This is a genomic window from Chelativorans sp. J32 (assembly GCF_000518985.1).
Lineage (GTDB): Bacteria > Pseudomonadota > Alphaproteobacteria > Rhizobiales > Rhizobiaceae > Chelativorans.
Genome location: NZ_JAEQ01000023.1, coordinates 50,440 through 70,532 on the forward strand (window position 1 = coordinate 50,440; position 20,093 = coordinate 70,532).

Sequence of the window (20,093 nt, forward strand, 5' to 3'; positions counted from 1 at the left end):
GCCACTGGCGCGATGGAAACCGATGGCGAAGCCAAGAACCCCCGCAGGGATCGAGAATCCGGTGCAACTTGCCGTGATCGGCGCTGCTCACGGCATCAAAGGAGAGGTCCGGGTGAAGACCTTCACCGAGGATCCGATGGCGCTCGGCACCTATGGTCCACTCTATGCGGTAGACGGACGCACCTTCACGGTGGCGGCCATCCGCCCGGCGAAGGAGGTGGTCATCGTTCGCTTCAAGGGCATAGATGACCGGAATGCGGCCGAAGCCCTGAACGGGGAAGCCCTTTACGTCGACCGCTCGGCGTTGCCGGAGAAGCTGGAGGAAGAAGAGTTCTATCACGCCGACCTGGTCGGCCTAACTGTCTTGGACGAGACCGGGGAAAGTCTCGGCCGCGTTATCGCCGTTCACAATTTCGGTGCCGGTGATCTCCTCGAATTCAGGGAACACTCCGGGTCGACCGTGATGATTCCGTTCACGCGCGACGCCGTGCCCGAAATCGACCTGTCCGAGGGCGTGGTGCGGATCGACAGCGTTGCCGCCGGGCTTGAAGAAGCAGAAGCAGAGGCCGCAAGCGGTAAGGAGAGTGCGGACCTGCACCGGTTCGACGGCGGTTCTCGTCCTCGCGGCCCAAAGGACGCTGGAGGCAACCGTTGACCTTCCGCGCTACGGTGCTGACGCTCTATCCCGAGATGTTTCCCGGGCCGCTGGACGTTTCGCTGGCCGGCCGCGCCCGGGCCGCTGGCACCTGGTCCCTCGAGGCCGTGCAGATCCGGGATTTTGCACTCGACAAGCATAGAAGCGTCGACGACACACCGGCAGGCGGCGGCGCCGGGATGGTCATGCGTGCGGATGTCCTCGCCCGCGCCATTGATTACGCCTCGCCCGAGGGCGACTCGCGTCCGCGGTTGCTCATGAGTCCGCGAGGCACACCGCTAACTCAGGCTTTCGTACGCGAACTCGCTCAGGGTCCTGGTGCAGTGATTCTGTGCGGGCGCTTCGAAGGGATCGATCAGCGCTTGATAGAGGCGCGTTCTCTGCAAGAGGTCTCCGTCGGGGACTACATCCTTTCAGGCGGCGAACCAGCTGCAATCGTCCTGCTTGACGCGGTGGTGCGGCTTCTGCCCGGGGTGATGGGGAACGAGACCTCCGGAATGGAAGAAAGCTTCGAGAGCGGACTTCTCGAACATCCCCAGTATACGCGCCCGCAAATCTTCGAAGAGCGTGAGATCCCGGACGTTCTCACCTCGGGGAATCACCGCAGAATTGCAGAATGGCGGCTCGCCGAAGCCGAGCGGCTCACCAGGGAACGGCGGCCGGATCTCTGGCATGTTTATGAACGGGCAAGGGACAGGAAATGAAACTCCTGCTCCGAGCCGAAAATGCAGTGCTGCTGCTTGCGGCGCTCGCAGCCTATCATCTTACCGATGGCAGCTGGTGGGTTTTCCTCCTGCTTATCCTCGCTCCCGATCTTTCCATGCTGGGCTATCTTGTCGGTCCACGCATGGGCGCCTGGAGCTACAATGCCCTGCACAGCTGGATAGCAGCCGTCTTGCTGTGCTTCGCAGGCCTTGCAACTGGATCGCTCTTCACCGTTCATCTCGCGATCATCCTCGCGGCTCATATCGCCGCCGACCGGATGTTGGGATATGGCCTGAAGCATAAGAGCGGTTTTTTCAGGACACGCATCTTGGCCGGATCGGTAACTGACCCACCACGCCGTCTTGTTAACCTTCGTAAATCCCTGATTTCATGACAGAAGTGTAATTTTGGGTTCATCTGCCGTTCATCCGCCCGCACCTATGTTCGCGCCATCGAGAACAAGGAACCCCGTCATGAAGATTTTCTCCCGCACGCTGCTCGCCGCCGTCGCATTCTCTCTCGCCGCCGGAACCGCGGCTCAGGCCCAGCCACGCGGCCATGACTGGGGACGCGATCACCACTATAGCCGCCCGGCCAAGCCCAACTTTCATGCGCCTAACCGTCATCGTCCGCCGATGCAGCATTGGAAGAAGGGGCAGCGGGTTTCCGACTGGAAGCGCCGGACTGTGGTCCGCGACTGGCACCGTCACGGCCTGAAGCGGCCTGCAAGGGGGCAGGAATGGGTGAAGGTGGATAATGACTACCTTCTGATCAGTGTGGCGACCGGCATCATCGCAGGAATCATCGCAGGCCGCTGAGTCTCTCCGACCATAAGCGAGCCAGAGTGCCGGCGGGTTGCGGAGAGCCGCTGCCTGCCGGCAGTTGATTCCCCTGTCGATGTGGTGTATGTGCCCCACGGCTGGCATGGAAGGTCCATGGCCGGCGCTTAACCAATGAACGTGAATTCGCTCTTGCGCCGCCTGCGGCGCACTCTTCAGGCGGTGAGTTACTGCCGGCGGGACGAGCGCTCTGACGCTTCGAGAAGAACAAGAGGATATGACGATGGACCTTATCCGTCAGCTCGAGGCCGAGCAGGCCCAGAAGATTGCAGCCAAGCGTACGCTTCCTGAATTTTCGCCCGGCGACACGCTGCGCGTCCAGGTGCGCGTGACTGAAGGCAACCGCACCCGCGTCCAGGCGTTCGAGGGCGTCTGCATCGCCCGCTCCGGCTCCGGCCTGCATGAGAATTTCACCGTACGCAAGATTTCCTACGGCGAAGGCGTGGAGCGCGTTTTCCCGGTCTACTCTCCGCTCGTGGAGGCCGTCGAGGTGGTGCGTCGCGGTAAGGTCCGCCGCGCAAAGCTTTATTACCTGCGTGATCGCCGCGGCAAGTCTGCCCGTATCGGCGAGAACACCGGTGCCCGTGCCCGCAAGCTGAACGACGCCGAGCGCGAAGCCGCTGCCGCCGAGCGCGCCCGGATCGAGGCAGAGAAAGTTGCCGCTGCCGAGGCACTCGCAGCAGAGAAGGCAGCAGCCGAGGCCGCAGAGGCCAAGAGCGAATAAGAAGCTCACATCAGAGTTCGACAAGGGGAGCGTCTTGGACGCTCCCCTTTTTGTATGCATCGGGCCATCGAAAGCCCGACGCGGGCGGAGCGCCAACACGGCGGAACCCGAACCGCCGGGCCGCGTTGCAGGCGACATGGATGTCCTCTTCCAAGAGTTTTCCTTTCGCACGACCTTGCCTTGGCAAGTGATCTCGGTGCGGCTGGTCGCGGCCGTCATCCTGGGTGGCATTCTAGGCTTCGAGCGGGAACTTACCGATCGGCCGGCAGGGCTCCGAACCCATATGCTTGTCTGCCTGGCTTCCGCGACCTTTGCGATCATATCGATCGAAATTGTCTCGATGCACGTGTTCGGGCAAGATCAGGTGCGGGCCGACCCGATCCGTCTGGTGGAAGCGATCACCTCGGGGGTCGCCTTTCTTGCCGCGGGTTTCATCATTTTCAAGCGCGGTCAGGTGCACGGGCTCACGACCGGTGCCGGGATGTGGCTTGCCGCCGCCACCGGGCTTTCTGCTGGGCTGGGCCTTTGGACGATCGCGCTCTTGTCCTGCGTCCTGGGTACGGTTGTTCTCGCCGTGCTTCGCCAGCTCGAGGTGAGACTGGCTCTAAAGCAGCGTCCTGCCAAGGCAGACCAGGCAGACTGACCGCTCCGATTGCCGAGTGAACAAAAGGCTGGTATGAACCGGCCATGGAAGAACTTTTCGGACATCCGGCCTATAAGCGGTTTGTGCTGCAGGACGTAAAGCGCCTGCCGGGCCGTTTTTTCGCGCGCATTTCGGGCGCGCTCCTCTGCCGACTTCCTTAAGCGGATACCAATGCCCGAATGGGCTCTCTTCCCGCTTTCTCAAGGACAACCAGATATGACTGCACCCCGCACGCTTTACGACAAGATTTTTGACGACCACGTGGTCGACCGCCAGGATGACGGCACCTGCCTGCTCTATATCGATCGGCACCTGGTGCACGAGGTCACGAGCCCGCAGGCCTTCGAGGGGCTGCGCATGGCCGGCCGCCAAGTGCGACATCCGGAAAAGACGCTCGCCGTGGTGGACCACAATGTGCCCACTTCGCCCGACCGCAAATTCGGCATCAAGAACGAGGAGAGCCGGATCCAGGTCGAGGCATTGGCCAAGAACGCTGCCGATTTCGGCATCGAATACTACAACGAGGCTGACAGCCGGCAGGGAATCGTTCACATAGTGGGGCCCGAGCAGGGCTTCACCCTGCCCGGCATGACCATTGTCTGCGGCGACAGCCACACATCCACCCATGGCGCTTTCGGTGCGCTGGCGCACGGCATCGGCACCTCAGAGGTGGAGCATGTGCTCGCCACCCAGACGCTGATCCAGCGCAAGGCCAAGAACATGCTTGTCCAGGTGGACGGCCACCTCCCCGAGGGCGTGACCGCCAAGGACATCATCCTTGCCATCATTGGTGAGATCGGCACGGCCGGAGGAACCGGTCATGTGATCGAGTATGCCGGCGAGGCGATCCGGGCGCTGTCCATGGAAGGACGCATGACCATCTGCAACATGTCCATCGAAGGCGGTGCGCGGGCTGGCATGATTGCTCCCGACGAGACCACCTACGCCTATATCAAGGACCGGCCGCGTGCGCCCAAGGGAACCGCTTGGGACATGGCACGCGCCTATTGGGAAACGTTGCACACGGACGAAGGCGCTCATTTCGACCGTGTGGTCAAGCTCGATGCGGCAAACCTGCCGCCTATCGTCACCTGGGGCTCCTCACCGGAAGACGTGGTTGCGGTGACCGGCGTCGTTCCGGATCCGGATCAAATTCCCGACGAGACAAAACGCATGTCCAAGAAGCGTGCGCTCGAATATATGGGCCTGACGCCGGGGACCAAGATCACGGACATCGCGCTCGACCGCGTCTTCATCGGTTCGTGCACCAATGGCCGTATCGAGGATCTGCGCGCCGTAGCGAAGGTCGCCCAGGGCCGCAAGGTGCATGAGCGGGTCAATGCAATGATCGTGCCGGGCTCCGGCCTTGTAAAGGCCCAGGCGGAGGCAGAGGGGCTGGACAAGATCCTCATCGAAGCCGGCTTCGATTGGCGTGAACCCGGCTGCTCCATGTGTCTCGCGATGAACGATGACCGGCTCAAGCCCGGCGAGCGCTGCGCTTCCACCTCGAACCGCAACTTCGAGGGGCGCCAGGGCTTCAAAGGCCGTACGCACCTCGTTTCGCCGGCAATGGCCGCCGCCGCAGCGATCGCAGGACATTTCGTCGATATCCGCGAGTGGAGATAAGCTCTTCCATCGCGGACCGATGAAGGGGCGCCTTGATGAGGCGCCTCTTTCGTTTGTCCGGCATCGCCGCGAATATACAGCGCAACCATCCGGTCAGGCGCAAAGGAACTCTGTAGATTTGCCGAGAGGGTCGTGCAAATCAAGTCGGTTTTCGGCCGGAAGGGAATCTGGCTTACGCGGCCAGATGCCGAAAGGCCGCAACAACTTCTTCGTAGACCTGTCGCTTGAACGGAACGATCAGTTCGGGCAGCTCTTGCATCGGCTTCCAGGCCCAAGCATCGAATTCGGGTTTATGGCCTCCCGGGGGAGGATTGATGGCGATCTCACTGTCCTCGCCTTCGAACCTGAAGGCGAACCATTTCTGCTTCTGCCCGCGATAGCGGCCCTTCAGGGCCTTTCCAACCAAATGTTCCGGCAGATCGTAGGTGATCCAATCGGGCGCTTCGGCCAGAAATGAGATGCTGCGGATCCCGGTTTCCTCGTAAAGTTCGCGACGGGCCGCCTCGAGCGGGTCCTCGCCCTCATCGATCCCGCCCTGCGGCATCTGCCACAACATCGTGGTGCCATCCAGTTCCGTGGCTGTTTCCCGGATCCGCCTGCCCGCCCATACCTCGCCTGCCCGATTCAGCACCATTACGCCGACGCACGGCCTGTAAGGTAGATCTTCCGCCTTCGCTTTCCGCATCATCCGCCCTCACCTCTTTCCGGATCGTTCGCTACTGCGGAGATCGGAACAAGTTCAATCCCTCTCTTGCGAATTTCCGCTGCCCATATGGAAACAGCTTCAACCGTCGCGTCCAAAGCGATGCCGCTTCCCACTGCGAAGCCTTTCGCGCGTGCGATGCGCTCCAGCTCGTCGAGCTTTTTCAGGATGGCGCCGCGCTCGCGCTCCTGATCGATGACCGCATCGCCGGCCACGAAAGGCACGCCTTTGGCCAGCGCGACCTTTTCTGCAACGCTGCGAGCCGACGTCCCATCATCGAAATAGAGAAGTCCACGGCGGCCAAGCTCATCGAAAAGCAGGTCCATGGCTTTGCGGTCCGCCGTAAAACGCCCACCCATATAGTTCATCACACCCGTGTAATTCGTGGTGCGCCCGAGCACCCAGCGTAGATTCGTGATGTTCTTGTCGGGTCTTGCGGTTGTAAGCAGCGTATAACGACCGGGATTGGTCGAAGGGTAGCCGACAGGCTCAAGGGGCACTTGCATGATGATTTCATGGCCATCGTGGCGCGCCTCCTGCATCCAGCGTGCCAGACTGTTGCCGAGCGGCGCGAAAGCCAATGTGATTTCCGGAGGAAGTCTCTTGATCGCTTCCTGGGTACCGGTTTGAGAAATGCCGAGGCCGCCGATGACGATGGCGATCCGCGCACCGCGTGCCCCCGACCAGGGTCGCGCATAAACATCGAATGGACGCCGGCCATCAGCGGCCCGAACGGGCAGCGGCCCAAGTTCAGATTGTTCTATCAGCGAACGATCCGGCAAATGCGCGACGCGCAAATCCTGTCCGGCTTCGGCGGGATCTCGCACGACGATGAATTTCCGGTAGTCCTGAGCACCGAGCGTAGGCGCGGTGAATGCGGTCGTGGAGAACCGGAACTCGGACGGTTTTACATCGCCCGGCTTATCCGGCTCAGGCTTCTGTTTTTCGGAAGCGGCGATCTGAAGACCACTCTTGGCATTCGGCAAAACCAGTGCAAGAGGAATGGGCGAGTTGCCTTCCCTGAGCACCACCACCCCGGCAACGCTTACGGCTGCCAGCGCACAAAGTGTGAGGAAGATCGCAATTGAGAGGAGACCCCGGCTCGGCGGCGGAGATGGCTGCCCGTTCTGGCCGAGCGGTTCGTCAAGTTCATTGCGAGCAGGTTGCATTCATTCCCGCGACCGCCCCACGTCGTCCCACAAAGCGGTGTGGCGCGCCCAAATCAGGACGCGCCACCCGGTTCTTATTTACTGCTGCTGGTTCATCACCGCTTTATCGGGGCTTGCCGGATATGCCGGGTCTTCCTTCACACCGCGCATCAGGTCGAGCGCGTATGAAAGCTGCACATCCTCCTTCGGATCCTGCGGCACATAGGCGATCGAGCCGGAGCCCTCCTCGTCCTCCTCTGCGCCACGGATATGGCCGCGAAGATCCGATTCGCCGCGGGAAAGATCCACGTCTTGCAGGTCCTCGGGCAGAGGCTGATCGACCTTGATATCCGGCGTGATGCCCTTGCCCTGGATAGACTCGCCCGAAGGCGTGTAATAGAGCGCCGTGGTCAGCCGCAGGGCACCATTCTCGCCAAGGGGGATAATGGTCTGCACGGACCCCTTGCCGAAGGATCGCGTGCCGACCAGCGTCGCACGCCTGTGATCCTTCAACGCGCCTGCCACGATCTCCGACGCGCTGGCGGAACCACCGTTGATCAGCACGATCAGCGGCTTGCCGCCCGTCAGATCACCGGCCTGGGCGCTGAAGCGCGCAATGTCGCTCGACTCACGGCCTCGGGTGGAGACGATCTCGCCGCGCTCCAGGAAGGCGTCGGAGACGTTCACCGCCTGGTCGAGAAGACCGCCCGGATTGAGCCGGAGGTCGAGCACGTAACCCTTCAGCTTGTCCTCCGGCACTTCCTTGCGGATGTTCTCTATCGCCTGCCGCAGGTCGTCGGTCGTCTTCTCGGTGAAGGACGTGATCTTCAGGTAGCCGATATCGTCTCCCTCGACCCGGGACTTGACCGCTTTCACCTTGATCGTGTCGCGGATGATCTTGAAGGTCAGGGGTTTCGTCTGGCCTTCGCGCAGGACGGTGAGCTCGATGGGCGTATTGACGAGACCGCGCATCTTGTCGACGGCATCGTTCAGCGTCATGCCGCGAACCTCCTCGCCATCGATCTTCTCGATGAGATCGCCTGAGAGGATACCAGCGCGCGACGCCGGCGTGTCATCGATGGGAGCGACGACCTTGACCAGTTCGTTCTCCATCGTCACTTCGATGCCGAGCCCGCCGAATTCGCCCTTGGTCTGCACACGCATATCCTGCGCCGCATCCGCGTTGAGGTAGGACGAATGCGGATCGAGCGAGGTAAGCATGCCGTTGATGGCATTCTCGATCAATTTTTTGTCATCAGGCGGCGTCACATATTGCGCACGCACGCGTTCGAAGATGTCGCCGAAGATCGCGAGCTGTCGATAGGTGTCGGTACCCGCTGCGATCGCTGCCGTGCCGTTCGTCCCGTAGACGAGGCTCATGGCAGATGCGCCCATCAACGCACCGGCAAACAAGAGCGACAATTTACGAATCATTTCCCGTCCTTCCAGAGAGTTCCCGAGCCCACCAAAGCTTCGGGTCGATCGGTTTCCCGTCTTTCCTGAATTCTACATATAGTTCCGGCACGGCACCATCCAAAGTTGAAGCCGCAATACTTGCCAGGCGAGCCTCGCCCATCATACCCACCGGCTCTCCAGCCAGGACCGATTGTCCAAGCGAAACGTTGAGCCGGTCCAACCCTGCCAGCACTATATGATAGCCGTCGCCGGGGTTCAGTATCAATAGCTGACCGTATGACCGGAATGGCCCCGCATAAAGCACCGTCCCATCTACTGGAGCTGTGACGATTGCGCCTGATTGTGTCCTTAGGATGTCACCTTTAAGGGCGCTTCCGGTGCCGTCGTCCTCGCCGAAACGCTTGGCGAATTGCCCTGACACCGGCAGCGGGACGAGGCCTGCCCGCTTGGCGAAGGGGGGGAGCGCGTCCGAAAGCAGCTCTCCCTCATTCGCCTGCTTCCTGGCCTCAAGCATCTTGCGGAGCGACGTGATATCCTTTTCCAGCGAGGTGATCAGCTCCTGCAGGCTCGTTGCACGCTCAGCCAGCTCCGCCGCCTGCTCGCGCTCGGCCTCCATCCGCATCTCCGCTTCAGCCTGCACGCGACGCTTTTCTTCAAGCAGAAGCTTGAGCCTTTCCTTTTCCTCCGCCTGCTCGGTTCGCTTGGTTTGTAGCTGCTTTTCCTCCTCGGTGATCGATGTCTTTACGCGCGTAAGGGCATCGAGATCAGAGATGAGCAGCTCAGTTTCGGAACGCAGTTCCGGCACCACCGCGCCAAGCAGGATCGCGCTACGGACCGAGGCCAGCGCATCTTCCGGCCGCACGAGGATCGCCGGCGGCGGGTTGAGCCCCATGCGCTGCAATGCACCAAGGACCTCGGCCAGGGTTCCCCTCCGGCCGGCGAGCGAGACCTTGATTTCCTGCTCCTGCGAGCCGAGGTCCTGCAGCCTCATCCTTATGTCGGCGATGTCTTCGCCGAGTTTCCGCTCTGTCTTGACGGCCTGAATGAGCGAAGCCGTGAGCGCCGCACTATCATCCTTGATAGCCGCGATTTCTTCCGCAATCTCCGCCTGCCGCTTCTCCGAGAGAGCGATCTCCTGCGACAGTCGCCGGTACTCCTCGACGCTTTCGTTCTGCTTCAGTTCAAGATTGTCCACCGTCTGAGCGTAGGACGGCTCCGCGACCATACCAGCGAACACCAGGGCCGCTGGGAGAAGGGCTCGTCCAAATTGGCCGACCGGGGGCAACCTTCACCTCTCTACCGCAAGAATCTCTCGCACAGCGTAAAAATAGAACGTTAACGAAACATCAACCATGGCCTGCATCCCGGTTCAATCCCGAACCTCAGCAGTCCCTGCATTCCGCCAGGAGGCATGCTTTCCATGCCACACCTTCCTAGTCCCGGTGATAGGGGTGGCCCGAAAGAATGGTTATCACGCGGTACAACTGCTCGGCGAGCATGACCCGAACGAGCTGATGAGGCCAGGTTTGCGCCCCGAAGGCAATGCTGAGATCCGCTTTGCCCCTGAGGTTCTCGTCATGGCCGTCCGGCCCGCCAATCGCGATCACCATTTGCCGCATCCCGGAATCGCGGAACGAAGCGATCCTGGTGCCGAAATCCCGCGACGAGAGATTGTTCCCCCGCTCGTCGAGCAGCACCAAAGCACTGCCTTCGGCGAGTTCAATCAGGCGGCGGCCTTCCTCCCTCTTTCGCTCGGCTGGGCTCTTCGCACGACTTTCCGGCGTCTCGCTCAGGCCCGCGAACTCGAGACCGACAGCAGGTCCGGCCTTCGCGACGCGATCCAAATAGCGTTCGGCCAGTTCCTTCTCCGGCCCGGATTTCATCCGACCCACGGCATGTATGGCGATACGAATGGAACCCTCACCCAACTGTCTGCTGCGGACTGCAACAACTTCGTCTCCGCGAAAGATCGCGGACGCCAGCAAGATCAATCCTCGCCAAGGGTAACACGATTACCCGCTCCGGAAGCTTCGCGGCTTCCGGGATGGCGATGCGCGTTCAACATCGCTCTCTAGTGGAGCGTCTCTTCCTCCAGATCCGGGGTCTGCCACATCTTTTCGATGTTATAGAACTCCCGGACCTCGGGGCGGAACACATGAACGATGATGTCGCCCGCGTCGATCAACACCCAATCGGCACCGGACAGGCCTTCCACCCGCGCGTTACCGAGGCCCGCGTCCTTCAAGGCGCGGATGAGATGCTCCGCTACGGCCGCAACATGTCTGTGTGACCGGCCGGACGCTACGATCATGTAGTCCGCCAGCGGAGACTTGCCCTGAATGTCGATGGAAACGATGTTTTCCGCTTTCGAGTCTTCCAGACTCTGGAGCGCGGTTTCTAAGGCGCGTGACAGGCTCTCTTCGCGTGTCCCGGCCGGCGAAGGCAAAATCGATGCCTTCTTCTGCAGTGCTGTTCTCAGTGTCTTTCCTTTCCAGTAAGAACAACGTAACCGCGCAGCAAAGGCTGCGCGACAACCTAAAGATAGGCAGACAAGCTTGTCGGTTTCAAGACAGCTTCTCGGCCATTTGAAAAACTCCGATGGGGAAAGTGAGTTCCGGCGTTTTCTCTAGTCGTCTTCGGGAAGCTCTACTTCGTCGCTGGCTGTCATGACGGCGCGTCATCGCCCGCCTCTCCGCCTGTTCTGATTCGCACTTCTTTCCTCTGGGCCTGCGCACGAAGTGCGGTCGAAGACAAAGAAGAGCGTGGCCCATGGATGAACGTCCATGCCGGGGGGCGGGTGCGAGCGAGAAGCGGTGCATCTGCCTCATCGATGCGGGCGTGATCGAATGCCTTGGCCATGGTCGACGAGAGGAAAGAAAGCGTCGAACCGGGCCGATCGATGACCGCGATCGGCACACTGTGCGCAATCCGGCGCCAGCGCTCCCACCGATGAAATGTGCGCAGGCTATCGGCACCCATGATCCAGACGAAATGAACGCCCGGATTGCGCTGTCGAACCAAGTCGACCGTATCCGCCGTGTAGCGGATATGATAGCCGGCCTCGAAAGCCGTCACTTTGATCCGCGGGTCGGTCACACAGGCCAGGGACAGCGCAATCCGTTCGCGCAGCGTTGCAAGCCCGCTATGGTCCTTGAGCGGATTGCCGGGAGAGACGATCCACCAGAGCTGATCCAGTTCCAGCCGCCGTAGCGCGGTCTCGGCGACCAGCGCATGGCCTGCATGAGGCGGATTGAAGGACCCGCCGAAAAGCCCGACGGCCATTCCCTTTTCGACATGCGGCATACGCAGATAGCGCGCGGGCAGATCCTCCCCCAAAGCCACGAGCTCAGGGCCTCGTCTGGCCGCTGCCGCGAACGCGATATTTGAACGACGTGAGTTGCTCGACGCCGACAGGTCCCCGCGCATGCATCTTGCCCGTCGCGATGCCGATTTCCGCGCCCATGCCGAATTCTCCGCCATCGGCGAATTGGGTGGAAGCGTTATGAAGCAGGATCGCAGAGTCGATCTCATTGAAAAAACGCTCCACCGCCGCTTCGTCCTCTGCGACGATCGCCTCGGTATGGTGCGAGGAGTAGGTCTCGATGTGATCAATCGCCCCGCCAACTCCGTCCACCAGCCTTACAGAGATGATGGAGTCCAGATATTCCGTGCGCCAATCCTCGTCGGTTGCCGGTTTTACCGAAGGAAAGCGGCCCCGGACTTCCTCGTCTCCGCGGATTTCGCATCCCGCCCCTGCCAGCGCCTCCAGCACCGGGACAAGGTGCGTATCAGCCACGGCGCGATCAACGAGAAGTGTCTCGGCTGCCCCGCAAATTCCGGTCCGCCTCATCTTGGCGTTGACCGTGAGGGTTGTGGCCATGTCGAGCCGGGCCGAGCGGTCGATATAGAGATGGCAGATGCCTTCCAGATGCGCGAAAACAGGCACGCGCGCCTCGTTCTGAACCCGCTCGACCAGGCTCCGGCCCCCGCGCGGCACGATTACGTCCAGGTTGCCGCCCAAACCCTTCAGCATCTCGCCAACGGCGGCGCGATCCGTCACCGGCACGCGCTGGATCGCATCTTCCGGAAGGCCCGCGCTGCGTAGCCCTTCGGCGAGGCATGCATGAATGGCGGCAGACGAATCGGCCGAGTCCGAGCCCCCGCGCAGGATCACCGCGTTGCCCGCCTTAAGGCAGAGGGCGCCCGCGTCCGCCGTCACATTGGGACGGCTTTCATAGATCACGCCGATGACCCCGAGCGGAGTGCGGACACGTGCGATATGGAGGCCGTTCGGCCGGTCCCATGCGGCGATCACTGTTCCAACGGGATCATCCAGCGCGGCGATTGCACGGATACCCTCGGCCATGGCCGAGATCCGCTTCTCGTCGAGTTTCAACCGGTCAAGCAGTGCGCTTGAGAGGCCCGCGCCGTGCCCCCTCTCCATATCCACCGCATTGGCGGCGAGGATCTTTTCCTTGTTGGCCTCGAGAGCCGCGGCCATCGCAAGGAGCGCGTCGTTCTTTTGCACCGTGCTGGCTACCGCAAGCGGCCGGGCAGCGGCTCGGGCCCGAGCGCCGAGCTCCGCCATCAGGGCAGGGATCCCTTGTCCCTCGGCCTTAAGCGCTTGTAACATCGGTTCCCTCCACCTTGCAGCTTTCCCATTCCTCCGCAGGCCTGGACAGCACCAGATCGTCGCGGTGCACCATTGCTGCCCGGGCTTCATAACCCAGGACACCTGCGATATCGCCGGTCTTAACGCCGGCAATTTTCACGGCATCGGCGGCGTCATAAGCAATCAGCCCGCGCCCCACCTCGCGTCCGACGGGATCCACGATCGCCACCGTATCGCCACGCGAGAATACGCCTTCCACCCGCTTCACACCGGCCGGCAAAAGGCTCTTGCCCTGGAGCAGCGCCCTGAGCGCTCCGTCATCAATGCCGATCCGTCCGGCAGGCTCCAATTGGCCGGCGATCCAGGTTTTGTAAGCGCGAACGGGCGTGGGACTGGGCTTGAAGAGGGTTGCTCGCCCGCCACGTTCGATGGCGGAAAGCGGTGCAAGCTCCTTGCCCGAGGCAATGATCATTGCCGTTCCGGCCACGGTGGCGATCCGCCCCGCGTCAAGCTTGGTGCGCATTCCTCCGCGCGAAAGTTCCGAGGCTGCGCCGCCGCCCATGGCCATGATCTCCGGCGTTATCGCCTCCACCACCGGAATGAACTTCGCGCCGGGATCTCGCTCCGGCGGAGCCGTATAGAGGCCATCCACATCGGACAGCAGAACCAGGAGGTCACCACCCATCATCGTGGCGACGCGGGCGGCGAGCCGGTCATTGTCGCCGTATCGTATCTCGCTAGTCGCAACAGTGTCGTTCTCGTTGATCACCGGCACGGCTCTCATTTTGAGAAGCGTGGAGATCGTCGCGCGCGCATTGAGATACCGCCGGCGCTCTTCCGTATCGCCCAGGGTGACCAGCACTTGGCCGGAAACAAGACCGTGCCGGCCGAGCTCGCTGGACCAGGCCCCGGCGAGTGCGATTTGGCCCACTGCTGCCGCGGCCTGACTTTCCTCGAGCCTCAATATACGTTTTCCAAGCCCCAGAACCGTGCGTCCCAGGGCAATGGCGCCTGACGAAACCACAAGCACTTCCGTGCCGGCCGCCATGAGGCGCGCGATGTCGTCGGCAAGGGCCGAAAGCCACTCGCGCTTCAACCCCGTTGCCCGATCGACAAGGAGTGCCGAGCCGATCTTCACGGTCACGCGGCGATAGGAGGAAAGCGAAATCCCGCTCATGAGATCGGCCTATTTCTGCCAGCGCTCGTTGGCTGCTTCGTCGATCCGCTCTTCATCGCGGGCCTCCTCCACCACCTTCATCAAGGCCCGAAGCACATCCTGGACTCCCTCGCCGGTGGCGGCCGAAAGAATGAGCGGTTTGCGCCGCGTGACCTTTTTGAGCGCAGCGAATTTTTCAGAGCGCTCGTCATCGTCCAAAAGATCGGCCTGGCTTAGCGCCACGATTTCCGGCTTGTCCACCAGCCCGTTGCCATATGCCTTGAGCTCGCGCCGCACGGTCTTGTAGGCGGCTGCGACATCCTCCTCCCGGGCCGATACGAGATGCAGGAGCACGCGGGTACGCTCGACGTGCCCCAGAAAACGATCTCCGATGCCGACCCCCATATGTGCACCCTCGATGAGACCTGGAATGTCCGCCAGCACGAATTCACGCGCATCGATGCGCACCACGCCAAGATTGGGGTGCAGTGTCGTGAAAGGATAATCGGCAATCTTCGGTTTCGCGGCCGTAACGGTTGCAAGGAAGGTTGACTTCCCGGCATTGGGCAATCCCACCAGCCCGGCATCCGCGATCAGCTTGAGCCGGAGCCAGATCCATAGTTCCTCACCCGGCAATCCAGGGTTTGCGCGGCGGGGTGCCTGATTGGTCGAGCTCTTGAAATGCTGGTTGCCGAACCCGCCATTGCCGCCCTTTGCGAGGAGAAAGCGCTGGCCGACCTCGGTGAGATCGCAAATGAGCGTCTCGTTGTCCTCTTCATAGACCTGCGTTCCGACCGGAACCTTCAGGACCACGTCGTCGCCCTTCCCGCCCGTCCGGTTTCGGCCCATGCCGTGCATGCCGGGCCGCGCCTTGAAGTGCTGCTGATAGCGATAATCGATAAGCGTGTTGAGCCCCTCGACAGCCTCGACCCAGACATCGCCGCCGCGCCCGCCGTCGCCACCGTCCGGTCCGCCGAACTCGATGAATTTCTCGCGGCGGAACGAAACCGAGCCGGCGCCCCCGTCACCGGAGCGGACATAAACTTTTGCCTGATCGAGAAACTTCATCTTGCTGCGGCTCTTTTCTTCGCGAGCTTCATCTAGCGCATAGCGCGCCCGAGCGCGAGGGTGCTTGCAAAAACGCGCGGATGCTTTTCAGCACCGCGCGTTCGTCAGTCTAATTTTTTGCGCCCCAGCTTCTGAGGCTCACCCAGGTCTTTCGGTCGAGCTGATACCGTTCGATCGGTACTTTACCAGCCACGAGCGAATCCATCATGCCTTGGCCGACATACTGGAACCCGCATTTGTGGATCACGCCTCGCGAAGCCATATTGATGACGCGACAAGCGGCATTGAGCTTGTCGATATCGGTCGCGCGAAAGGCAAGGTCGACAAGGGCATGGGCGAGCTCCGTCGCGTAACCATGCCCCCAATAGGGCTCGCCGATCCAGTAACCGAGTTCCAAGCCGTATTCTCGGACATCCAGCCCCGCGCAGCCGATGAAAGCGCCACTATCGGCAAGCGCGACAGCGTAATGGCAACCGGAGCGGTCGCTTGACCGGCTGCCTCGCACAAACGCGGCGGCGTCGGCCTCCGAATAGGGATGCGGCATGCGAGACAGCATCTCCGCCACGCGGCGATTGTTCGCCAGTTCCGCCATTTCCTGGATATCGTCCTCATGGGGCGGACGCAGGACCAGTCGTTCCGTCACGAGAACGGGGCATTCTATCCTTAAACTCTCACCCTCTGCCTCTTCAGTTTCGGCAACCATCATTTTTCCTCCAGACAAAAATTTAGGGGAGATGGCGACCCATCTCCCCTGAACCTTTTCCGGATTTTGCCGGACACCGGGCTCCCAGATGGGTCGCCGGTGTCTTTGGTGCGGAACCGGCTACTCCGCTGCTTCCATAATCGGGTTTACCGATACGTAGGTTCGCCCGTTCGCTTTCTTGGCGAAGGACACAGCACCGGCTTGAAGCGCAAAAAGCGTATGATCCTTGCCGATGCCGACATTCGCGCCCGGATGCCATTTCGTACCGCGCTGACGCACAATGATATTGCCGGCGAGCACCTTCTCGCCGCCAAACTTCTTCACGCCAAGGCGCTTGGATTCAGAATCGCGACCGTTACGCGACGAACCGCCAGCTTTCTTGTGTGCCATGACTAAAACTCCTTCGCGTCCTGGGACGCTCTCAGCTCTTATATGAACGCTCGCGCGTCCAAATGCAATTCCGTTCCTGGGGTCGAGCCCCGATTACTTCGCCAGTTCCTTGGCCTGCTCGCGCCAGTCCTTGACCTGGTCCGCGCTGAAGGGCATCGCCGCGTCGATGCGCGCCACGTCCTCATCGCTAAGCGCAGCCAGCTGTGCAAAGGTGGTGAGCCCCTGCTCCTTCAACTGACCGGCAGCGACCGGGCCGATACCCTTGATGACCGTCAGATCATCAGGCTCACCCTCGGGCGCAGTGAAGAGCGTCGCAGCCGGAGCTTCCTTCGGCGCAGCTTCCTTCTTCGCCTTGGCGGGCTTTTCCTCGGCCGCCTTCTCCTCTCCCTTGGCCGGCTTGGCAGCGGCCTTCTTCGAAGGCTTCGCGCCATCGAGCAGGATTTCGGCGATCCTCACCGTCGTCAGAAGCTGGCGATGCCCACGCTTGCGGCGCGAATTCTGGCGGCGGCGCTTCTTGAAGGCGATGACCTTCGGCCCACGGCCCTGCTCGACCACTTCCGCCGCGATGCTTGCACCTTCGACGAAGGGTGCGCCGATGGTGACATTCTCGCCTTCGCCCACGGCCAGCACATTGCCGATCTGGACGATCTCGCCGACTTCGCCCACGATGCGATCGATCTGGAGCGTGTCGTTCGCGGCTACACGATATTGCTTGCCGCCGGTTTTGATGACTGCGAACATCTTTCTTGCCTTTCGGTGTCCGGTCCGGCATGGCGCGTGAGCGACCTGCCGTCTTTTTATCAGTCTTTGAAGCAAGGCGCAGAGCGCCCATAAAATCAGCGGCGCAGAGGCCTCTCCACGCCGCAGGTAGCGGCTCCATAAAGGAAGAGGAAAAAATCGTCAAGGCAAAGCGCCAAAAATGCGCTAATCCGCCCTTGTGTCGTAGCCGCAACGCCGCTATCTAAGCGCCGCTGCATTCGGACGCCCGGTGCGTCCACGCGGAGAGGTGGCAGAGTGGTTGAATGCACCGCACTCGAAATGCGGCATACTCGCAAGGGTATCGGGGGTTCGAATCCCCCCCTCTCCGCCAGGTTTTCAGAGCGGTAGCTCTTTCTTCCCCCGCAGAGAACATTCCGCCCCACTGATCCGGCCTGCGGAACGATGCGATCGTTCTGTCCGTTCCTCGTGAACTGCTTTCGCGAGGACACCAGATGGCAAGGAAGGGCGCGGTCCGCATCGGAATTTCCGGCTGGACTTACAAGCCATGGCGCGGCGTCTTCTATCCGAAGGGGCTGCCGCAGAAACGAGAGCTCGCCTATGCCGCGCAACACTTCCACTCCGTGGAAATCAACGGAACATTCTATAGCATGCAGCTTCCCGGGAGCTTCGCCCAATGGAGCGAGGACACGCCTGATGACTTCGTCTTCGCGATAAAAGGGTCTCGCTACATCACCCATATGAAACGGCTCAAGGACGCCCGGACGCCGCTTGCGAATTTCTTCGCCTCCGGGCTGCTGCGGCTCGGTCAAAAGCTCGGTCCTATCCTTTGGCAGTTTCCTCCGCAGATGCGGTTCGACGCGGTGCGCTTCGAAACCTTTTTCCGCCTTCTGCCACGCACTTCCATGGAAGCCGCCGAACTGGCGCAGGACCACGACGAGCGCGTGGACGGGCGTGACTGGACGAGGGCGATTACGGAACTGCCCCTTCGCCACGCGGTGGAGATCCGGCATGAGAGTTTCTGCACGGGTGAGTTCATAGAACTTTTGAGGCGCTACAACATCGCCCTGGTCTGCGCCGATACGCCGGAATGGCCCCTACTGATGGATGTTACAGCGGACTTCATCTATTGCCGCCTTCATGGAGCCGAACAGCTCTACTCCAGCGGCTATGACGACGACGCGCTTGATCGCTGGGCCGCGCGGATCGACACCTGGGCTCGCGGCCAGGAGCCCGTGGACGCGAATCGTGTGCTCGCGCCTTTGAAGGCGAACGAGGCGGGGCGCGATGTCTATGTCTATTTCGACAATGACGCGAAGGTGCATGCCCCATTCGACGCGGCCAATCTGGCGGCCAGATTGGGGATTGGAGAGCCGTTGCAGCGCAGCCAGGAGAACCGAAAGACACGCCGCGTCCGGCAAACCACTGCAGAAAAGCCCGCGCGAATGTGACTTATGCGTTTTCCGGCCTTTCTGGAAAGCGCAGGCAGAACGCGCAACCCAGGCTGAGGGGGCCGAAGTGTGTTCCCATGATCTCGAGTATCTAGCAGGCGCGTGGTGGCCTCCCGCCATTGCCTGCCGCGATCGATATAGTCTTTGTTGCAACCTCATAGCTTTGGTGTTTTCTTTCCCTTCGCGCCGCTTTAGGAACCGGCGGTCTCAACCCGGCAGGAGAGGAAGGGTATGGTTGATCACCGGAAAGCTGGCGGCGGGATCACCCGCAGAATCGCGCTTAAGACCTTTGGTGCCGCTGCTGGCGTGGCGGCTGCGCCGGGCTTTGTCCGCTATGCGCAGACCCAATCCTCGGCGCCGATCAAGATCGGTTTCCAGTGCCATCGCACGGGCATCGGTGCCGCCTATGGCCGCTGGTACGAGCGCGTGACGAACGCGACAGTGAAGCTCATCAATGATGCCGGCGGGATCAACGGACGCCCGATCGAGATCGTGACCGAGGATGACGGAACCGATCCAAAGCGCGGGTCTGAGGTGATCGAGAAATTCGCCAACCAGCACAAGGTCGACCTCATCTACGGCACGCTCTTTTCGCACGTCGTGGTCGGCTCGGCACCAATCGTAGGTGAGCTGAAGATCCCTTATTATGTCGTCAGCGAAGGCTATCACGTCGCGTCCGGAAAGCTGAACCGCTACTGCATCCAGCCCGGTATCACCGATGTGAAGGCACAGGTGCGTTCCGTCGCACCATGGATTGCGCAAAATCTCGGCAAGAAGGTCACGCTCATCTTTCCCGACTATGCGTTCGGTCACGACCATCGCGACTTTTTCGAACCCGCGATCCGTTCCCAGGGCGGTGAAGTGGTGGCGAAAATAGCCATTCCGCCGACCGAGACTTCCTTTACCCGCTATATCCCCCAGATCCCGCGGGAGACCGACGTTATCTATCACGTGATGGTCGGGCCTTCGGTGCTCACCTTCGTCAAGGAACTGGGCGAATTTTTCGGTTCGAGCGGTCCGCAGCTTTTCGGCTTCATCGATTCACTCGAATCGGTCGCGCTTGACAGCCCTGGACTGGAATTTCTGGAAGGAAGCCACTTCTGGGAAGGCATGCCGCGCTACGCGCAGCCCGACCAGCCCGATTACGTGACGTTTTATCGGGAGGCCGTGGGGCTCGATGAAAATGGTGCCAGCACCGACGATTCGAGGGATGTTTCCGCTGCCGCCCATATGTTCGGCTGCTGGGAGACGCTTTACGTGATCAAGGCCGCCATGGAGGCTTCGGGCTATCGCGGACCGGAAGATCGCGCCAAGCTGATCGAAGCCACCGAGGCCATGACGGACATGGAGGCAGGCCGCGAACACCCGCAGGGCCGGAAACTGTTCAACGGCAAGATCCACCAGGTCTTCGGAGAGCAATATATCAGCCAGGTGAAAAGCGGAAAGCTCGAGGTCGTGCATCGCACAAGCATAGAAGACGGCCTTTACGAGCCGGAGGGCGACTACACGGCAATGCCGTTCTGACCGATCCCCCGGG

At 61.3% G+C, this 20,093-nt stretch carries 22 protein-coding genes and 1 tRNA gene; 10 read left to right on the plus strand and 13 right to left on the minus strand.

Annotated features, from left to right (window positions below; translation table 11 throughout):
- Positions 1-22 precede the first annotated feature (22 nt).
- The 7 genes from rimM (at position 23) to leuC (ending at position 5,192) form a co-directional block, all read left to right on the plus strand.
- The gene (gene rimM, locus CHEJ32_RS0121420; protein WP_028035610.1) at positions 23-655 is read left to right on the plus strand and encodes a ribosome maturation factor RimM; all 633 of its coding nucleotides are present in this window, start codon (positions 23-25) and stop codon (positions 653-655) included.
- Positions 652-1,359: a tRNA (guanosine(37)-N1)-methyltransferase TrmD gene (gene trmD / locus CHEJ32_RS0121425; RefSeq protein WP_028035611.1), complete on the plus strand. Its 708-nt coding sequence runs from the start codon at positions 652-654 to the stop codon at positions 1,357-1,359. Before rimM ends, trmD begins: the two co-directional genes overlap by 4 nt.
- Positions 1,356-1,754, plus strand: a complete 399-nt coding sequence (locus CHEJ32_RS25670) for a DUF4260 family protein (protein ID WP_245261243.1) — start codon at positions 1,356-1,358, stop codon at positions 1,752-1,754. The genes trmD and CHEJ32_RS25670 overlap by 4 nt, the downstream gene beginning before the upstream one ends.
- Positions 1,755-1,833: 79 nt before the next feature.
- Complete coding sequence (locus CHEJ32_RS26915; RefSeq protein ID WP_034658911.1) at positions 1,834-2,178, plus strand: RcnB family protein; 345 nt, start codon at positions 1,834-1,836, stop codon at positions 2,176-2,178.
- A gap of 244 nt (positions 2,179-2,422) precedes the next feature.
- Positions 2,423-2,923, plus strand: a complete 501-nt coding sequence (rplS, locus tag CHEJ32_RS0121440) for a 50S ribosomal protein L19 (RefSeq protein ID WP_028035613.1) — start codon at positions 2,423-2,425, stop codon at positions 2,921-2,923.
- A 136-nt stretch (positions 2,924-3,059) separates the two neighbouring features.
- Positions 3,060-3,566: an MgtC/SapB family protein gene (locus CHEJ32_RS0121445; RefSeq protein WP_028035614.1), complete on the plus strand. Its 507-nt coding sequence runs from the start codon at positions 3,060-3,062 to the stop codon at positions 3,564-3,566.
- A 216-nt stretch (positions 3,567-3,782) separates the two neighbouring features.
- Entirely contained in the window at positions 3,783-5,192 is a 1,410-nt protein-coding gene (gene leuC, locus CHEJ32_RS0121455; protein WP_028035615.1) for a 3-isopropylmalate dehydratase large subunit, read from the plus strand.
- Positions 5,193-5,364: 172 nt separating this feature from the next.
- Here the strand turns inward: leuC and CHEJ32_RS0121460 are convergent, their stop codons facing one another.
- The 13 genes from CHEJ32_RS0121460 to CHEJ32_RS0121520 form a co-directional block, all read right to left on the minus strand.
- Positions 5,365-5,880 carry an RNA pyrophosphohydrolase gene (locus CHEJ32_RS0121460; protein WP_156936767.1) on the minus strand — a complete coding sequence of 172 codons (516 nt, stop codon included), beginning with the start codon at positions 5,878-5,880 and terminating at the stop codon, positions 5,365-5,367.
- Positions 5,877-7,064 carry a divergent polysaccharide deacetylase family protein gene (locus tag CHEJ32_RS0121465; protein WP_028035617.1) on the minus strand — a complete coding sequence of 396 codons (1,188 nt, stop codon included), beginning with the start codon at positions 7,062-7,064 and terminating at the stop codon, positions 5,877-5,879. Before CHEJ32_RS0121465 ends, CHEJ32_RS0121460 begins: the two co-directional genes overlap by 4 nt.
- Before the next feature lie 78 nt (positions 7,065-7,142).
- Positions 7,143-8,477 carry a S41 family peptidase gene (locus CHEJ32_RS0121470; RefSeq protein ID WP_028035618.1) on the minus strand — a complete coding sequence of 445 codons (1,335 nt, stop codon included), beginning with the start codon at positions 8,475-8,477 and terminating at the stop codon, positions 7,143-7,145.
- Complete coding sequence (locus tag CHEJ32_RS0121475; protein ID WP_198023902.1) at positions 8,467-9,684, minus strand: peptidoglycan DD-metalloendopeptidase family protein; 1,218 nt, start codon at positions 9,682-9,684, stop codon at positions 8,467-8,469. The genes CHEJ32_RS0121470 and CHEJ32_RS0121475 overlap by 11 nt, the downstream gene beginning before the upstream one ends.
- 208 nt (positions 9,685-9,892) lie before the next feature.
- Entirely contained in the window at positions 9,893-10,372 is a 480-nt protein-coding gene (gene rlmH / locus CHEJ32_RS0121480) for a 23S rRNA (pseudouridine(1915)-N(3))-methyltransferase RlmH (RefSeq protein WP_028035620.1), read from the minus strand.
- Between the two features lie 158 nt (positions 10,373-10,530).
- A complete protein-coding gene (gene rsfS, locus CHEJ32_RS0121485; RefSeq protein ID WP_028035621.1) occupies positions 10,531-10,905 on the minus strand; it encodes a ribosome silencing factor in 375 nt (124 codons plus the stop codon).
- A gap of 218 nt (positions 10,906-11,123) precedes the next feature.
- Positions 11,124-11,762 (minus strand): nicotinate-nucleotide adenylyltransferase, encoded by a 639-nt coding sequence (locus CHEJ32_RS25675; RefSeq protein ID WP_051469835.1) that lies wholly within the window; start codon positions 11,760-11,762, stop codon positions 11,124-11,126.
- Positions 11,763-11,805: 43 nt separating this feature from the next.
- Positions 11,806-13,092: a glutamate-5-semialdehyde dehydrogenase gene (locus tag CHEJ32_RS0121495; protein WP_028035622.1), complete on the minus strand. Its 1,287-nt coding sequence runs from the start codon at positions 13,090-13,092 to the stop codon at positions 11,806-11,808.
- On the minus strand, positions 13,076-14,248 hold the full coding sequence (gene proB / locus CHEJ32_RS0121500; protein ID WP_028035623.1) for a glutamate 5-kinase: 1,173 nt from the start codon (positions 14,246-14,248) through the stop codon (positions 13,076-13,078). Before proB ends, CHEJ32_RS0121495 begins: the two co-directional genes overlap by 17 nt.
- A 9-nt stretch (positions 14,249-14,257) precedes the next feature.
- Positions 14,258-15,295, minus strand: coding sequence for a GTPase ObgE (gene obgE, locus CHEJ32_RS0121505; protein WP_028035624.1), 1,038 nt, complete (start codon positions 15,293-15,295; stop codon positions 14,258-14,260).
- 109 nt (positions 15,296-15,404) lie between these two features.
- Entirely contained in the window at positions 15,405-15,998 is a 594-nt protein-coding gene (locus CHEJ32_RS0121510) for a GNAT family N-acetyltransferase (protein WP_028035625.1), read from the minus strand.
- A gap of 120 nt (positions 15,999-16,118) precedes the next feature.
- Positions 16,119-16,388, minus strand: a complete 270-nt coding sequence (gene rpmA, locus CHEJ32_RS0121515; RefSeq protein ID WP_028035626.1) for a 50S ribosomal protein L27 — start codon at positions 16,386-16,388, stop codon at positions 16,119-16,121.
- Between the two features lie 93 nt (positions 16,389-16,481).
- On the minus strand, positions 16,482-17,129 hold the full coding sequence (locus CHEJ32_RS0121520) for a 50S ribosomal protein L21 (RefSeq protein WP_028035627.1): 648 nt from the start codon (positions 17,127-17,129) through the stop codon (positions 16,482-16,484).
- 259 nt (positions 17,130-17,388) lie between these two features.
- Here CHEJ32_RS0121520 and CHEJ32_RS0121525 point away from each other — a divergent pair.
- The 3 genes from CHEJ32_RS0121525 (at position 17,389) to CHEJ32_RS0121535 (ending at position 20,080) form a co-directional block, all read left to right on the plus strand.
- A tRNA-Ser gene (locus CHEJ32_RS0121525) sits at positions 17,389-17,478 on the plus strand.
- Between the two features lie 121 nt (positions 17,479-17,599).
- Positions 17,600-18,556, plus strand: a complete 957-nt coding sequence (locus tag CHEJ32_RS0121530) for a DUF72 domain-containing protein (protein WP_028035628.1) — start codon at positions 17,600-17,602, stop codon at positions 18,554-18,556.
- Between the two features lie 231 nt (positions 18,557-18,787).
- On the plus strand, positions 18,788-20,080 hold the full coding sequence (locus tag CHEJ32_RS0121535) for an ABC transporter substrate-binding protein (RefSeq protein ID WP_028035629.1): 1,293 nt from the start codon (positions 18,788-18,790) through the stop codon (positions 20,078-20,080).
- Positions 20,081-20,093 lie beyond the last annotated feature (13 nt).

Coding starts and splice junctions, on each gene's coding strand:
- rimM (WP_028035610.1), top strand. CDS start 23: ATGGCGAAGCCAAGAACCCCCGCAGGGATCGAGAATCCGGTGCAACTT.
- CHEJ32_RS25670 (WP_245261243.1), top strand. CDS start 1,356: ATGAAACTCCTGCTCCGAGCCGAAAATGCAGTGCTGCTGCTTGCGGCG.
- CHEJ32_RS26915 (WP_034658911.1), top strand. CDS start 1,834: ATGAAGATTTTCTCCCGCACGCTGCTCGCCGCCGTCGCATTCTCTCTC.
- rplS (WP_028035613.1), top strand. CDS start 2,423: ATGGACCTTATCCGTCAGCTCGAGGCCGAGCAGGCCCAGAAGATTGCA.
- CHEJ32_RS0121445 (WP_028035614.1), top strand. CDS start 3,060: ATGGATGTCCTCTTCCAAGAGTTTTCCTTTCGCACGACCTTGCCTTGG.
- leuC (WP_028035615.1), top strand. CDS start 3,783: ATGACTGCACCCCGCACGCTTTACGACAAGATTTTTGACGACCACGTG.
- CHEJ32_RS0121460 (WP_156936767.1), bottom strand. CDS start 5,880: ATGATGCGGAAAGCGAAGGCGGAAGATCTACCTTACAGGCCGTGCGTC.
- CHEJ32_RS0121465 (WP_028035617.1), bottom strand. CDS start 7,064: ATGCAACCTGCTCGCAATGAACTTGACGAACCGCTCGGCCAGAACGGG.
- CHEJ32_RS0121470 (WP_028035618.1), bottom strand. CDS start 8,477: ATGATTCGTAAATTGTCGCTCTTGTTTGCCGGTGCGTTGATGGGCGCA.
- CHEJ32_RS0121475 (WP_198023902.1), bottom strand. CDS start 9,684: ATGGTCGCGGAGCCGTCCTACGCTCAGACGGTGGACAATCTTGAACTG.
- CHEJ32_RS25675 (WP_051469835.1), bottom strand. CDS start 11,762: ATGCCGCATGTCGAAAAGGGAATGGCCGTCGGGCTTTTCGGCGGGTCC.
- CHEJ32_RS0121495 (WP_028035622.1), bottom strand. CDS start 13,092: ATGTTACAAGCGCTTAAGGCCGAGGGACAAGGGATCCCTGCCCTGATG.
- proB (WP_028035623.1), bottom strand. CDS start 14,248: ATGAGCGGGATTTCGCTTTCCTCCTATCGCCGCGTGACCGTGAAGATC.
- obgE (WP_028035624.1), bottom strand. CDS start 15,295: ATGAAGTTTCTCGATCAGGCAAAAGTTTATGTCCGCTCCGGTGACGGG.
- CHEJ32_RS0121510 (WP_028035625.1), bottom strand. CDS start 15,998: ATGGTTGCCGAAACTGAAGAGGCAGAGGGTGAGAGTTTAAGGATAGAA.
- rpmA (WP_028035626.1), bottom strand. CDS start 16,388: ATGGCACACAAGAAAGCTGGCGGTTCGTCGCGTAACGGTCGCGATTCT.
- CHEJ32_RS0121520 (WP_028035627.1), bottom strand. CDS start 17,129: ATGTTCGCAGTCATCAAAACCGGCGGCAAGCAATATCGTGTAGCCGCG.
- CHEJ32_RS0121530 (WP_028035628.1), top strand. CDS start 17,600: ATGGCAAGGAAGGGCGCGGTCCGCATCGGAATTTCCGGCTGGACTTAC.
- CHEJ32_RS0121535 (WP_028035629.1), top strand. CDS start 18,788: ATGGTTGATCACCGGAAAGCTGGCGGCGGGATCACCCGCAGAATCGCG.